This window comes from Rothia uropygialis, assembly GCF_004137765.1.
Classification (GTDB): Bacteria; Actinomycetota; Actinomycetes; order Actinomycetales; family Micrococcaceae; genus Rothia.
In genome coordinates, this window is sequence record NZ_NOIS01000002.1 from 51,387 (window position 1) to 66,188 (window position 14,802).

The 14,802-nt window shown below is 61.0% G+C and carries 13 protein-coding genes, 1 tRNA gene and 1 other RNA gene; 5 read left to right on the forward strand and 10 right to left on the reverse strand.

Annotated elements, in window-relative coordinates; genetic code table 11:
* Positions 1-147: 147 nt before the first annotated feature.
* The 5 genes from fabF to aceE all read right to left on the reverse strand — a co-directional run bounded on the left by fabF (position 148) and on the right by aceE (position 6,812).
* A complete protein-coding gene (fabF, locus tag EWV35_RS03835; protein ID WP_129658375.1) occupies positions 148-1,416 on the reverse strand; it encodes a beta-ketoacyl-ACP synthase II in 1,269 nt (422 codons plus the stop codon).
* A gap of 134 nt (positions 1,417-1,550) precedes the next feature.
* The gene (locus EWV35_RS03840) at positions 1,551-1,793 is read right to left on the reverse strand and encodes an acyl carrier protein (RefSeq protein WP_129359792.1); all 243 of its coding nucleotides are present in this window, start codon (positions 1,791-1,793) and stop codon (positions 1,551-1,553) included.
* Between the two features lie 214 nt (positions 1,794-2,007).
* A complete protein-coding gene (locus EWV35_RS03845; RefSeq protein ID WP_129658377.1) occupies positions 2,008-3,036 on the reverse strand; it encodes a beta-ketoacyl-ACP synthase III in 1,029 nt (342 codons plus the stop codon).
* Between the two features lie 29 nt (positions 3,037-3,065).
* A complete protein-coding gene (locus EWV35_RS03850; protein WP_129659482.1) occupies positions 3,066-3,968 on the reverse strand; it encodes an ACP S-malonyltransferase in 903 nt (300 codons plus the stop codon).
* Positions 3,969-4,070: 102 nt separating this feature from the next.
* Positions 4,071-6,812 (reverse strand): pyruvate dehydrogenase (acetyl-transferring), homodimeric type, encoded by a 2,742-nt coding sequence (aceE, locus tag EWV35_RS03855; RefSeq protein WP_129658379.1) that lies wholly within the window; start codon positions 6,810-6,812, stop codon positions 4,071-4,073.
* A gap of 350 nt (positions 6,813-7,162) precedes the next feature.
* Here aceE and EWV35_RS03860 point away from each other — a divergent pair, with 350 nt between their 5' ends.
* The 3 genes from EWV35_RS03860 to gndA all read left to right on the forward strand — a co-directional run bounded on the left by EWV35_RS03860 (position 7,163) and on the right by gndA (position 9,496).
* Entirely contained in the window at positions 7,163-7,576 is a 414-nt protein-coding gene (locus EWV35_RS03860) for a DUF3052 domain-containing protein (RefSeq protein WP_238654133.1), read from the forward strand.
* A 131-nt stretch (positions 7,577-7,707) separates the two neighbouring features.
* Positions 7,708-7,780: transfer RNA gene (locus tag EWV35_RS03865), tRNA-Val, on the forward strand.
* 186 nt (positions 7,781-7,966) lie between these two features.
* Positions 7,967-9,496: an NADP-dependent phosphogluconate dehydrogenase gene (gndA, locus tag EWV35_RS03870; protein ID WP_129658383.1), complete on the forward strand. Its 1,530-nt coding sequence runs from the start codon at positions 7,967-7,969 to the stop codon at positions 9,494-9,496.
* Between the two features lie 75 nt (positions 9,497-9,571).
* Here the strand turns inward: gndA and epsC are convergent, their stop codons facing one another.
* From epsC to msrA, 3 genes are all read right to left on the reverse strand, one after another.
* The gene (epsC, locus tag EWV35_RS03875) at positions 9,572-10,156 is read right to left on the reverse strand and encodes a serine O-acetyltransferase EpsC (protein ID WP_129658385.1); all 585 of its coding nucleotides are present in this window, start codon (positions 10,154-10,156) and stop codon (positions 9,572-9,574) included.
* 210 nt (positions 10,157-10,366) lie between these two features.
* Positions 10,367-11,302, reverse strand: coding sequence for a cysteine synthase A (gene cysK, locus EWV35_RS03880; RefSeq protein ID WP_129658387.1), 936 nt, complete (start codon positions 11,300-11,302; stop codon positions 10,367-10,369).
* An 82-nt stretch (positions 11,303-11,384) separates the two neighbouring features.
* Entirely contained in the window at positions 11,385-11,912 is a 528-nt protein-coding gene (msrA, locus tag EWV35_RS03885; RefSeq protein WP_129658389.1) for a peptide-methionine (S)-S-oxide reductase MsrA, read from the reverse strand.
* Between the two features lie 95 nt (positions 11,913-12,007).
* On the opposite strand from msrA, the gene EWV35_RS03890 reads away from it, so the two are divergent.
* A complete protein-coding gene (locus EWV35_RS03890) occupies positions 12,008-12,916 on the forward strand; it encodes a Nif3-like dinuclear metal center hexameric protein (RefSeq protein WP_129658391.1) in 909 nt (302 codons plus the stop codon).
* A 22-nt stretch (positions 12,917-12,938) separates the two neighbouring features.
* Here EWV35_RS03890 and rnpB read toward each other — a convergent pair.
* Positions 12,939-13,309: RNase P RNA component class A (gene rnpB, locus EWV35_RS03895), an RNA gene on the reverse strand.
* Between the two features lie 28 nt (positions 13,310-13,337).
* Between rnpB and EWV35_RS03900 the strand changes: the two genes are divergently transcribed.
* The gene (locus tag EWV35_RS03900; RefSeq protein WP_129658394.1) at positions 13,338-14,099 is read left to right on the forward strand and encodes a YaaA family protein; all 762 of its coding nucleotides are present in this window, start codon (positions 13,338-13,340) and stop codon (positions 14,097-14,099) included.
* A 39-nt stretch (positions 14,100-14,138) separates the two neighbouring features.
* On the opposite strand, the gene def is transcribed toward EWV35_RS03900, so the two are convergent.
* Complete coding sequence (def, locus tag EWV35_RS03905) at positions 14,139-14,720, reverse strand: peptide deformylase (protein ID WP_129659484.1); 582 nt, start codon at positions 14,718-14,720, stop codon at positions 14,139-14,141.
* Positions 14,721-14,802: the final 82 nt, after the last annotated feature.

A 14,802-nucleotide genomic window follows, 5' to 3' on the forward strand; every position in this document is an offset into this window, starting at 1 on the left:
ACGGTAGCCCTCGGCTCCACAACCTTCAGACTTCCCGCGCCGCAACGCATCAAGGGACGACGACGCCCGGACAGGCGATCCTGTCCGGGCGTCGTCGTATTAATTTGAAAGCGCCGCCCCACCTAGGGCCGGCGTTGGGCCGTTAGGTCAGTCCACCGTGCGGAATGCGGCAACCGAGTTGTGTCCGCCGAATCCGAATGACGTGGACAACGCCACGATCTCTCCTGCCGGCAAGTCACGAGCGTCCGTCACGACATCCAGGTCGATCTCGGGATCCTTGTTCTCCAGGTTGATGGTTGCAGGCGCCTTCCGGTCCTTCAGCGCCATAACGGTCATGACCGCTTCGAGAGCTCCGGCAGCACCCAGAAGGTGTCCCGTCATGGATTTGGTCGCGGAAACCGCAACGTGGTCCGTGTGAGAGCCCAATGCCACATGCAGAGCGGTCGCTTCGGCGGGATCGCCCACCGGGGTCGACGTCGCGTGAGCGTTGACGTGCACCACGTCCTCCGGATCGATTTCTCCGGCCTTCAACGCTTCGTCGATACTGCGCGCCGCTCCGGAACCTTCGGGATCATTCGCGGTGATGTGATAGGCGTCCGAGGAAACACCGGTACCTGCCAGTTCGGCATAAACGCGGGCACCACGGGCCTTGGCGTGTTCCTCCGACTCCAGAATCAGTGCGGCCGCCCCTTCGCCCATCACGAACCCGTCACGGTCGACGTCGTAGGGGCGCGATGCGCGTTCGGGATCGTCGTTGCGCTTGGACAAAGCCTGCATCTTCGCGAAGGACGCCAAAGTCATGGGGTGGATCGCCGATTCGGTACCTCCCGAGATGACGACGTCGGCCTTGCCGCTGCGAATAAGATCTAGCGCGACGTGCAAGGACTCGGTGCTGGAAGCACATGCCGAAACCACGGTCTGTGCCGCCGCGCGCGCCTTGTGATTCAGTGCGATGGCTGCTGAGGATCCGTTCGGCATCAGCATCGGGACCGTCATTGGCAGAATGCGCCGGGGACCACGTTCCCGAAGAGTGTCCCAGCTGTTCAGCAAGGTCCACACGCCCCCGATTCCGGTTCCGAAGGAGACCGCGAGTCGCTCGGGGTCGAGCTCTTCGGCTTCTTCAGCGTCCGAAGCGCTGAAACTGGCGTCCTGCCATGCCTGCCGTGCGGCGATGACAGCGAACTGGCCCGATGGGTCAAGGCGCTTGGACTCGACTTTGGAAATGAATTCGGAATCTTCAACTGACTGGCTGACTCGACCCGCGATGTAAACGGGCAGATCGTACTGCGAAACCCAGTCCTCGGTGATGGCCTTGATGCCGGAGACACCCTGAAGGGCGTTCTCCCACGTCTCGGATACGGTCCCGCCAATGGGACTGAACGCCCCAAGGCCAGTGACTACTACTTTCTGACTCATCTCACGTCTTTCTTATCTCCGCCCGCGGATTCGGGGCATGGTCCGCACCGGACGACCTATCCGTGGGCGGGGGTAACACTTGGGGAGAAGCCAGGGCGCGGCACCCGAGGCGCCGCGCCCGTACCCAACAACTTCTAGGAAGCGTTGGCGATGAAATCGACTGCGTCGCCCACAGTGGTCAAGTTCTTGACCTCTTCGTCCGGAATGGTCACTCCGAATTTCTCTTCGGCGTTGACGACGATGGTCATCATCGAGATCGAATCGATGTCCAGGTCCTCGGTGAAGGACTTCTCGAGCTGAACGTCGGCGGTCTCGACGCCCGTCTCTTCGTTGACGATCTCGGCCAGGCCGGAGAGGATCTCGTTCTTGTCAGCCATGGTGTGTACTCCTTTGATTCGTGATCACGCGACGTTCGCGCGTCGCGTGGGATGCATGCGGCTCCGCGGAGCCGCGGGGTCCCGCGTCCACGGGCTTTATCCGTTATTTACTGTATCGTTTCGAGGCCCGACGCGCCGGTAGATATCTCTGCCTGACGTGCTGGGTTTTACGTCTCATCGATCCGGGACGCAGCCAGTGGCTCCGGCTCGGGGGCTATGGGAGGATGACGACCTGCGCTGCATAGACCAGTCCGGCGCCGAAGCCGATCTGGAGCGCGGGACGTCCTGACAACTCTGGGTTTTCCTGAAGCAGCCGGTGGGTGGCCAGAGGAATCGATGCCGCGGAGGTATTGCCGGAATCCGCGATATCGCGAGCAACCACCACGTTCTCAGGCAATTTCAGTGTCTTGATCATCTGATCGATGATGCGCATATTCGCCTGGTGCGGAATGAAAGCGCCCAGGTCTTCGGCCTCGAGGCCTGCTTCGTCGAGAGCCTGTTGGGCAATCTTCGCCATCTCCCACGCGGCCCACCGGAATACGGTCGGACCGTCCTGGTACAGAGTAGGCCACACCTTCTCGCCCTCTTCAACCGGATTGTTGACCCAGTCGCGATTGCGCAGCTCGAGCATGGAGTGGGTCATATTGATGGTTTCCCACTTGGATCCGTCGGAGCCCCACACCGTAGGGCCGATCCCTGGCTCATCGGAAGCGCCGATGACGACCGCGCCGGCGCCATCGCCCAACAAGAACGAAATGGAGCGCTCGGAATTGTCGATGAAGTCGGAGAGCTTCTCTACGCCGACGACGAGCACATTCCTGGCCGTACCCGCCCTGACGAGCGAGTCGGCTTGGGCGATTCCGTAACAATATCCGGCGCAGGCCGCCGAAATGTCATATGCGGGGGCAGGAGTGACACCGATTTCGTCCGCAAGTTTGGCGGCCATCGAGGGCGTCGCGTAAGGGTGCGAGACCGTCGAGACGATGACGCCATCGATCTGTTCCGCCGTGACGCCTGAGCTGTCCAAGGCTTCCCTGGCGGCCTCGACCGCGAGGTCGAAGGCGGACGTGTCGGCATCGGCCCGACGCCGCGTATTGATACCGGTCCGTGACCGGATCCATTCGTCGGAAGAGTCGATCCACTGGCACACATCATCATTGGTCACGACGACGTCCGGCCGGGCGGCACCGAGGCCGAGGATCTTGGCCGACTTCTGAACGGGTTTGGTTTTGAGAGTCACCACGCTGGTCTCTTTTCCTCGCTGGGCTGGCTTTACTCGGTGACGGCGTCGTCGAGTTGGTCGGGCGAGTTGAGCGCAGTAGCGGAAATCCCCTTCATGCCCCGTTTGGCCAAACCGACGAGCGTTCCGGCCGGAGCGAGTTCGAGGATATGGTCGACTCCTTCGTCGAGCATGGTCTGCATGCACAGGTCCCAACGGACCGGGCGGGTCACTTGATCGACCAAGCCCTGGAGGGCCGCCGCACCCGAGGTGACCGGTTTGCCGTCCTTGTTGGACAGAAGGGTCGTGACGGGTTCGTGCGTCGGCAGCTCGTGGGCGATCTCCTGCAGGTCGCCGACCGCCGGGCGCATGTAGGAAGTATGGAACGCGCCGGCAACCTTCAGCGGAATCACGCGCGTTTTTGCAGGTGGGTTCTCCGCAAAGGCCTGAAGTTTGTCTTCTGATCCGGCCGCCACGATCTGGCCGGGGCCGTTCGCATTGGCTGCGGTCAGACCGGCTTCCTCAATGGCCGCCCGGACGTCTTCTTCCTGGCCGCCCAGGACAGCCGCCATTCCTGAAGGCTCGGCTGCGGAGGCCCTCGCCATTCCGTCGCCGCGAACCTTGATGAAACGCATCGCGTCCTCGGGCGTCATGACGCCGGAGAGCGCTGCGGCGGTGACTTCACCGACCGAGTGGCCTGCCCACAGAACACGCCTTTCACCGATACGTTCCCCGAGAAGCTCGCCGACGACGATTCCCGCCGCAACGATCAACGGTTGCGCGATCGCGGTGTCCTTGATGGTCTCCTCGTCAGCTTCGGTGCCATAGTGGATGAGATCGAGGCCCGCTGCGTTTCCGAGGGTCGAGAGCCTTTCGGAAACGCCGTCCAACTCTAGCCACGGGGCCAAAAAACCCGGTTTTTGTGAGCCCTGTCCAGGGCAAAGTATTGCTAACACGATGTCCAGCTTTCCAGAATCCTTCGAATCAGTCACGTCATAGTAAAAAACGCTGTGGCCGGATCCCATCACAGGAGCCGGCCACAGCGCCGATTTCATCGACTACGAGTCGCCACCGGCATTGCCGCTGGTTCCCGCATTGACGTCCAACAAATCGTATTTTTCGATCGCCTTGGAGGGCGCGTCCGCGTCCACCTCGCCACGTCGTGCAAGCATCTCTAGGGCACGGACCACCATCGAGTGCGCATCGATGTGGAAGAAGCGGCGGGCACCGGCACGGGTGTCGGAGAACCCGAAACCGTCGGCCCCCAGGCTGGCAAATTCGTTCGGAACGAACTGGCGAATCTGGTCCGGAACCTCGGAGACGAAGTCGGACGACGCGACGATCGGGCCCACAGCTCCTTCGAGCTGTTGGGTCACGAACGGTACACGTTCCGGTGCGTCCGGGTTGAGCATCGATTCCCGTTCGGCCGCAAGACCATCACGACGCAACTCGTTCCAGGACGTCACGGACCACACATCGGCGGAAACGTTCCAGTCCTTCGCGAGGATCTCCTGCGCCTCAAGCGCCCACGGAACACCCACGCCGGATGCGAGCAATTGGGCCCGGGGGCCGTCGACCTCGGCGGGCTTGAGCAAGTAGATGCCCTTGACGATGCCCTCGACGTCGACGTCCTCCGGCTCAGCAGGCTGAACGATCGGCTCGTTGTACACCGTCAGGTAGTACATGACGTTGTGGTCTTCGTCGCCGGTACCGTACATGTGCTCGAGGCCGCGCTTGACGATGTGCGCGATCTCGTAGCCATACGCCGGATCGAAGTGGCGGACTGCCGGGTTGGTCGAGGCCAGAATGGGCGAGTGCCCGTCCATGTGCTGCAGTCCCTCGCCGGTCAAGGTCGTGCGACCAGCGGTCGCGCCCACGATGAACCCGCGGGAGAGCTGGTCGGCAGCGGCCCAGAAGGCGTCGCCTGAGCGTTGGAATCCGAACATCGAGTAGAAGATGTAGACCGGAACCATGGGGATGCCGTGGGTCGAGTACGAAGAGCCGACCGCAGTGAATGCGGCGGTTGCCCCGGCCTCGTTGATGCCCACGTGAAGAAGCTGCCCCTGCGCGGATTCCTTGTAGGCCAGCATCAACTCGCGGTCCACGGAGAGGTAGTTCTGCCCGTTCGGGTTGTAGATCTTGGATGTCGGGAAGAACGAATCCATGCCGAATGTGCGGGCCTCATCGGGAATGATCGGCACAACGTGCTTGCCGAATTCCTTCTCTCGCATGAGGTCCTTGAGCAGGCGGACGAACGCCATGGTTGTGGCGGCCATCTGCTTTCCGGAGCCCTTCTTCGCGACCGAGTAGGCCTTCTCCGAAGGCAAGACGAGCTCGCGCTGCGAGCCGTCACGGTACGGGATGAATCCGCCGAGCTCCTTGCGACGCTCGAGCATGTACTTGATCTCGGGCGAGTCCTTGCCCGGATGGTAGTACGGGGCTCCGTAGAGATCCTTTTCGAGTTCCTCATCGGAGATCGGAATGCGCAGACGGTCACGGAAGACCTTGAGGTCTTCGAGCGTCAGCTTCTTCATCTGGTGCGTTGCGTTGCGTCCCTCGAAGTGACTTCCGAGGCCGTAGCCTTTCACGCCCTGTGCGAGGATGACGGTCGGCCGCCCCTTGGTTTCCATGGCCTGCTTGTAGGCCGCGTACACCTTGCGGTAGTCGTGCGCGCCACGCTTGAGCGCCCAGATGTCTTCGTCGGACATGTCCGAAACCATCTCTTTGGTCTCGGGGGAGCGGCCGAAGAAGTGCTCGCGAATGAATCCACCGGATTCGGCCTTGTAGGTCTGGTAATCGCCGTCCAAGGTCTCGTTCATGATGCGAACGAGCTCACCGTTCTCGTCCTTGTCCAGCAGCTCGTCCCACTCGCGGCCCCACAGGACCTTGATGACGTGCCAGCCTGCGCCACGGAAGAAGGCTTCGAGTTCCTGAACGATCTTGCCGTTGCCGCGCACCGGGCCGTCGAGGCGCTGGAGGTTGCAGTTGACGACGAAGGTCAGATTGTCGAGTTTGTCATTGGCGGCGAGCTGAAGAGCGCCGCGTGACTCCGGCTCGTCCATCTCGCCGTCGCCCAGGAAAGCCCAGACGTGCTGCTGCGAGGTGTCCTTGATGCCGCGGTTGTCAAGGTACTTATTGAACTGGGCCTGGTGAATCGCGTTGAGCGGTCCCAAGCCCATCGAAACGGTTGGGAACTGCCAGAAATCGTCCTTGCACCGGGGGTGCGGGTAGGACGGTAGGCCGTTTTCGCCTTTGGTCTTTTCCTGTCGGAACCCGTCGAGCTGTTCTTCGGTCAGACGGCCTTCGAGGTATGCGCGCGCATAATTGCCGGGCGAGGAGTGCCCCTGGAAATAGATCTGATCTCCGCCGCCCGGGTGATCCTGGCCGCGGAAGAAGTGGTTCAAGCCGACTTCGTACAGTGTGGCGACACCCGCGTAACTGGAGATGTGACCACCTACCCCGATTTCGGGGCGCTGCGCGCGGTGGACCATGACCGCAGCGTTCCAACGCATGAGGGCACGGTACCGGCGCTCGATTTCCTCGTCGCCGGGGAATTCGGGTTCCTGATCCACTGGGATCGTATTGACGTAGTCCGTGGTGGTGACGGTCGGGACCTGGATGCTCTTGGCACCAGCACGCTGGAGAAGGCGTCGAATGATGAACTGCGCACGTTCCGTGCCCTGTGCCTCGACCAAGGCATCGAATGCCTCGATCCATTCTGACGTCTCTTCGTGGTCCTGATCCGACAGGCCCAGGGTGAGGGCACTGAGGATGTGGTCATTCGTCTCTGAGGGAGCCACGTTGAACCTCTCTTTGTCGATGTGAGGAGAAAGCTCACATCCCGTGACGGGATGATAACGGCAGGCACACTCGACCCACCTGGGCTTTAGTCCTATGGTGTCACAACTGTTCCGTCCAGGATGACTTTTGACGCCGATCGGCCCCGGCTTGGAGGGCAAAATGACCCTCCGATCCCCGTAGAATTGGGAAACTAGAATTTCAACAGTGTTCGGGATCACCCACTGTCCGGTTCTACTTGATAGTGTAGGCAATCCAGTGTTGGCTTAGAGTCAACGCGATTGCGATGTAACCATCGCAAAGCTCGGTCCGGGGCATGTCCGGAGCGATCCAACATTCAGGAGGAAAATACGTGAGCGAGACCAAGACCGCCGGAGATCGTCCGGCTGTCCTGCTTGGTTTCAAGGATGGGGACCTCATCCAAGAGTTCGGATATGACGAGGACGTCGATTTCGCCCTGCGGGACGATCTGGAAGACGTCACCGGATCCGAGCTCCTCGACGAAGAAGACCAGGAAGTTGTGGACGCTGTTCTCTTCTGGTGGAGAGATGGCGAAGGTGACCTCGTGGACGCCCTTGTCGACTCGCTGACCACCCTGGACGAGGGCGGCGTTGTCTGGGTCATGACCCCCAAAGCGGGCCGGGACGGACATGTGCCACCCGCCGATATCCAGGAAGCGGCGCCGACGGCTGGCCTCAAGCTCACCACGAGCGTGCAGGTCAGTGATGAGTGGTCCGCGACACGACTGGTAACGACTCGGTTCTGAGCGTCGAGCGGGTGTGTCCAACGCCACGGCGTTGAGGTCCCTCTCGAATTAACACCGATTCATCGGTTCATGTACTGTAATCAATCAGATCGGGTGCTGGCCGCTGTAAAAGTGGCCCACTCGATTGTCAAGGGTCTTTAGCTCAGCTGGTAGAGCGCCACGTTTACACCGTGGATGTCATCGGTTCGATCCCGGTAGGACCCACCGACAGCACGAGGCCGGTTCCTTTCACTCAAGGAGCCGGCCTTCTGCGTTGCTGTAGGGGAAGATCAGCTCACGGTGCCCCCACCGCGTCGTCATGTTCCGGTCATGTGTACGCCGTGTGCGATCCCGAAGCAGTTTTCGGGGTGCCCCTGCTCGTCAGCAACGTTTTGCGCGTAATCTGGACTCATGGCAGTTGAAAGCACTTCTCCCCAAAAGTCCGAGGCAAATTCCGGCAAGGCGCAGATCGGTGTGACTGGTCTGGCGGTTATGGGCGCCAATCTGGCGCGCAACCTGGCCCGCAACGGTTACACCGTTGCGTTGCACAACCGCACCACAGCCAAGACCGACGAACTGTTGGCCAAACACGGCGAGGACGGTCAGTTCATCCGGACCGAAACCCTGCAGGAATTGGTCGACTCTCTGGAGCGCCCAAGGCGGATCCTCATCATGGTCAAGGCCGGTGCGCCGGTTGACGCCGTGATCGAATCCTTGATCCCGTTGTTGGACGAGGACGACATCATCATCGACGGCGGAAACTCCTACTTCAAGGACACGATCCGACGCGAGAAGGAGTGCGCCGAACACGGCCTGCACTTCGTCGGTGTCGGAGTCTCCGGTGGCGAAGAAGGAGCTCTCAACGGACCGTCTATCATGCCGGGTGGCTCCAAGCAGTCCTATAAGTCTCTCGGTCCGATGCTCGAAAAGATTTCAGCCAAAGCTGACGACGGCGCCCCGTGCTGCGCGTGGATCGATACAGATGGCGCCGGTCATTTCGTCAAGATGGTGCACAACGGCATCGAATATGCCGATATGCAGGTTATCGGGGAGGCCTTTGATCTCCTCCGCTCCGTTGCCGGTCTCGAGCCCCAGGAGCAGGCCGAGGTCTTCCAGGAATGGAACAAGACCGATCTGAATTCGTACCTGATCGAGATCACCTCAGAGGTGCTGTCCCAGGTGGACGAGAAGACCGGTAAACCGCTCGTGGACGTCATCGTCGACCAGGCGGGACAGAAGGGAACAGGTCGTTGGACCGTTCAGTCTGCTCTGGATCTCGGTTCCCCCGTGTCGGGGATCGCTGAATCAGTCTTCGCGCGTGCACTGTCTTCATCCAATCCCGCTGCGCGCGAAGAAGCGCAGGAGAAGTTGCCCGCGGGCCTGATCGCAGCAACTGGGGTCGCCAAGGGCGATCCCGAGTTCGTCGAAGATGTGCGCAAGGCTTTGTACGCTTCCAAGCTCGTTTCCTACGCCCAGGGCTTGGACATGCTCTCTTCCGCAGGCGAAGAATTCGGCTGGGACCTCAAGCTGGACACCATCGCGTCGCTGTGGAGGAACGGTTGCATCATCCGTGCCGAACTGCTTGCGGAGATCATGGAGGCGTACAAGGGAGACAACGCGCCGGTCAACATGTTGCTCGCTCCCGGGTTCCTGAGCACCCTCGAAGATCTGCTCCCGTCCTGGCGTCGTGTGGTCAGCAAGGCTACGGCCCTGGGCGTTCCCGTCCCGGTCTTCGCCTCGTCACTGTCCTATTACGACGGCCTCCGTCGGGACCGTCTTCCCGCCGCCTTGATCCAGGGACAACGGGACTTTTTCGGCGCTCACACGTATCAACGCGTCGACGAAGACGGAACCTTCCACACGTTGTGGTCCGAGGACCGTTCAGAGGTCAGCAGCGCGGGCGAGAAGGCTCCTGCTCCCGTGGGCCGGCAGACCAAGTAGTTCGCCCCGGTCATTGACGAAGACGCCCGCTCGCTGTGAATCGCGAGCGGGCGTTTTCGTCAACAGAAGCAGACTTTAGATCCACATGGCCGGGTCGATGTAGGTCACCGGATCGACTAACGGCGCTTTCTTCTCCGGGGTCCGGGGACGTGCCTCGGCCGGAATTCCGGTGACGATCGATGAAGCGGGGGCGTCGTGCACGACGACGGCGTTGGCTCCGACCGCGGAATCGTCTCCGATCACAATCGGTCCAAGAACTTTGGCGCCCGCCCCGACCGTGACGCGATTCCCGAGTGTGGGATGCCTCTTGACCTTCTCCAGGGAACGGCCGCCAAGGGTCACTCCGTGGTAGAGCATGACGTCGTCTCCGATCTCGGTGGTTTCGCCGATCACGACGCCCATACCGTGGTCAATGAAGAAGCGTCGACCGATCGTTGCCCCCGGATGGATTTCGATCCCGGTGAGCCACCGGGTGAGCTGCGAGAGGGTGCGGGCCAGGGTGCGAAGTTCATTCTTCTGCCACAGCCGGTGAGTCACCCGGTGGATCCAAATGGCGTGAAGCCCCGAGTAATTGAGGACAATTTCAAGGTCCCCTCGCGCTGCGGGGTCGTGCGTGCGTGCTGTGGTCAGGTCTTCCCTGAGACGGCTGAGGAAACTCACGGTGTCGCTTTCATCGTGGGGAGCAGGCGCAGAGCAGGCTAGGGCACTCGGCTGCCGGCGAGGTACAGGTGTGATGCAGATGCTTCGTTGGGTTTCAACCGCTGATGCGCCGGCCCTATTCCCGCAATCGGGGAAGGAGGCCGAAATCAGAACTGTGCCCACACGAATTCTCGCGTGGGCACAGGCTGCGTACTGAAACGTGAGCGGTGATCAGCCGCGGATGTCTTCGTACAGGACGGTCGAAATGTAACGCTCCGCGAAGTCGCACACCACGGTCACGATGAGTTTGCCTTCGTTCTCGGACTTCTTCGCCTCTTCCAATGCGGCCCAGACGTTGGCCCCGGAAGAGATGCCGCCGAGAATGCCTTCTTCTGCACCGAGCTGTCGGGCAACGCGGACAGCGTCGTCAAGGTTGACGTCGGTAACGGAGTCGTAGATCTCGCGATCCAGCGTCTCGGGGAGGAAATTGGCGCCGAGGCCTTGGATCTTGTGAGGGCCGGCCTTGCCTTCGGTCAGAAGCGGGGAATCGGACGGTTCTACCGCAACAATCTTGATATCCGGGTTCTGCTCCTTGAGGTATTTGCCCGCGCCGGAGATGGTTCCGCCGGTGCCAATGCCCGCAACGAACAGGTCGACCTCGCCATCGGTGGCATCCCAGATCTCGGGTCCGGTCGTGTCGTAGTGAACCTGGGGATTCGCTTCGTTTTCGAACTGACGGGCCAGGACGGCGTTGTCGGAGTTCTCCACGATCTCGGCGGCCTTGTCAACGGCCCCGCGCATACCTTCGGCACCGGGGGTCAGGACAATTTCGGCGCCGTAGGCGCGTAACATCACGCGACGTTCAGTCGACATGGTCTCGGGCATGGTCAGAACAACCTTGTACCCCCGTGCGGCACCGACCATGGCCAAGGCAATGCCGGTGTTGCCGGAAGTGCCCTCGACGATGGTGCCACCCGGACGAAGCTGGCCCGACTTCTCGGCGGCATCGATGATGGCCTTGCCGATGCGGTCCTTGACGGAATTTGCGGGGTTGTAGAACTCAAGTTTGACCGCTACGTTGCCGGGCAGGTCCTTGTCCAGCTGGTTGAGCTTGACCAATGGAGTCGCCCCAATGGCCTCGGTGACGTTGTCGAGAATTTTAGCCATGTTGTCGCCTTTCTAGAGCTGTAAAACGGCGTAAACGAGAAAGGTCCCGTACTGCTCACTACGGTAGTCCGTGCGTGCCGCCTTAGGCGGCTACGAGCCACATCTTGTAATATTCCCTGGCTCGGCGGAGTTTGGGATCAATGATCACTTGGCAGTACCCGTTGTTGGGGTTCTCGCGCTCGAAGTCCTGATGAATGTCTTCGGCCGGGTGGAAAGTTTCCAGCGGCTCCAAAGTCGTGACGATCGGCCGGTCGAAGAGCTGTTGAGCCCGGTCGATCTGGCTCTGGAAGAATCTCTTCTCTGCTTCGTCCTTGTAGAACAGGGCCGAACGGTACTGAGTGCCGACGTCGTACCCTTGCCGGTTCAAGCTGGTGGGGTCGTGGGTCGTGAAGAACATGTCCATGATGACGTCTTCCGGAACCACGTTTTCGTCGAATCGGACTTGTATCGCCTCGGCATGACCGGAGCGGCCGCTGCAGACCTCTTCGTAGGTCGGGTGGGACGTATGACCTCCGGTGTATCCGCAGACCGAGGACTCCACTCCGCGAGTTCGTTGGTAAACGGCATCCAAGCACCAGAAACATCCGGCGGCTACGGTGAATTCTTTCATGCGCTCCATTCTGGTCCTCCCGGAGCCGCGACGTCACCGGGGTTCGCTGTTGGGGGAGCCGTGGCAATGACTACGGCAATCCTTAGACTGGATCCATGAAGACTCCTCGCTTGAACGACGTCGTCCGCTCAGCTCATGAGCTCTGGCCAGTATCGCTTTCCGAAGGGTGGGACGCGAGTGGTCTGGTGAGCGGACGAGGAGACCAGCTCGTCCGAAGAATTATGTTCGCGGTAGATGCCGTCCAAGCCACTGCGCGGGAAGCGGTCGGGGCCGAATGCCAATTGCTCCTGACCCACCACCCGTTGTTGCTCCGCGGCGCCCAATTTCTGCCGGCATCGAGCGACAAAGGCGCCGTGTTGCATACCTTGATCGAAGCTGGCTGCGGGCTTTTGGCGTCCCACACGAACGCGGACAGTATGGCAGGAGGCGTCTCTGATGCGCTGATCACAGCCTGTGGGATCGACACCTCGGTTCCGTTGGGTGACCCTGAGTCTGAGACGGGGATCGGCCGGGTAGGTGACCTCCCGGAGGAAATCACGCTCGAGAGGTTGGGCCAGAGACTGTCCTCCACGCTGCTGCCGACCGCTGGGGGACTCCGAATCGCAGGTCCGAGGGACGGCGTCGTGCGCCGCGTTGCGGTGTGCGGTGGCGCGGGAGATTCGCTGTTCGACGAGGTCCGGAGCGCAGACGCCGACGTATACGTCACTGCGGATCTTCGGCACCATCCGGCGTCAGAAGCCCGTGAACGCGCCTTGTTGGCCGGCGGAAAGCCGTACCTTGTCGACTGTTCCCATTTCGCGAGCGAAGAACTGTGGCTCGCTCATGGCGCACGGATGCTCCGGAACAGGCTGGCCGAGCAAGGGTATGAGGTCGAAACGCTATTGAGCAGTCTCAATACTGACCCCTGGGATTTCACGATTCACCCGGAATCGGCTCCGTCATCCGCGTCGACGGAACCGGACGCGATCGGCTACGCGCGGGAACGGCGGGCCTCGGGCCGATAGACAACAGGCTTGTCAGTGTTGAGGGACGGGCCGGCCTGTAAGCCGGGTTTTGTGCTGGCGCTCGGTTTCCCTTGCGCAGTGGCGATCATCCATCTAGCCCCTTGATTGCTCAAGGGATCAAGCGGCCTACCCGAATGCTTGGGGCGAGCAGCCCTCGTAACGCACTCTGTCTGGCCTTGCTCCGAATGGGGTTTACCGAGCTTCCCGCGTCACCGCGGGAACTGGTGGTCTCTTACACCACCGTTTCACCCTGACCCGCCGAAGCGGGCGGTCTGCTTTCTGTGGCACTGGCCTGCGGGTTGCCCCGAGTGGACGTTATCCACCATTCTGCCCTGCGGAGCCCGGACTTTCCTCGAGGCGTGATACACGCCGCGCGATCGCCCGGCCGACCCGTCCGTCGGACAACTCTACACTGGAAGGGATGTTGATTTTGCTTCCTCCCTCAGAGTCCAAGACCGCTCCCGATGCAGGTCCGAGCGTCGACCTTTCGGCACTGAGCTTTCCCGAACTCACAGAGGCCCGCGAAGCCATGCTCGAGAGGCTGATTGAGGTCAGCTCCCGTGACGACGCCGCCGACCTCCTCAAAACGGGTCCCAGCTTGACCACGGAGGTCCAACGGAATACTCGTCTGGCTCACGAAGCCAGCGCACCGGCGCTAGATGTCTACACCGGGGTGCTTTTCGATGCCTTGGACTATCCGAGCCTCTCGACGGATGCCAAGGAGCGCGCTCGACGGTCCGTGGTGGTCATCTCGGCGTTGTGGGGAGCGGTGCGACCAGAAGACGTGATACCTGCCTATCGCTTGTCCATGGGATCTAGGGTCGCGCCCAAGGGCTCCCTCGCGGCGTGGTGGAGATCGGAGCTCAAGCCGGTTCTGGACGAATACAGCCGAGGCCACCTGGTGATCGATTGCAGATCGTCGAGCTATGCAGCGGTGTGGAAGGCACCCTCAGAGAGGACGGTCACGATTCGGGTCGTACGGGAACTTGATGGCAAACGTCAGGTTGTCTCGCATATGGCCAAATATTTCCGCGGGAAAGTCGCCCGAGCCCTCCTCGAATCCGCGACGGTTCCTGAGAGCGTCCCGGACCTTGTCGACATACTTGAATCTCAATGGAAGGTTGAAATTGAAAGCGACGCAAGTTCGGGGCAGTACCTGACCTTGGTTCTCGGCGCTGACTAGGTAAAGCGCGAAGTTTCAAGATTAAGTTAGACTATAAGTTTAATCTTCGGAATGGCCGAAGGGGTCCTCGTCGACCCCGGGCATCCACGTCAGGCCGGCGACCCCCCAGCCTTCCTTCTTGATGGCTTTCTTGGCGCGCTTTCCCCATCGGTCGTTGAGACGATCGACGTAGAGCTTGCCGTCCAGGTGATCGGTCTCGTGTTGCATAACTCGCGCGAACCACCCATTGGCCTCGAACTCGATGGCTGCTCCGAATTCGTCCTGGGCGTTGACTCGAACCCAATCGGCACGTTTCAGCGGGAAGGAGAGGCCCGGTACCGAAAGGCAACCCTCGGCTTCTTCTTCCTTGTCCGGCTCCACCTCGGAAATTTTGCCGAGCGTAAGACGGGGATTGATGAGTACCCCACGGTCGGGCGCATCGTCGTCGTTTACATAGGAGAAAGTGAAAAGCCTCCACGGGATGCCGACCTGTGTCGCTGCAAGACCGACTCCATGAGCGAGGTCCATGGTCTCGTACATGTCAGCCACAAGCGTGCGCAGATCGTCATCGAAGACGGTGACTGATTGTGTCGGTGCGTGCAGGACGGGTTCGCCGGTAATCACAATGGGGCGTACAGACATGAGGTCTCCAGTGCGGGTCAAATGTTGGTGTCTACCCACACCGTATCGAGCTTTCTGTCGATTGGCTCTTCGGTCGGGTGCA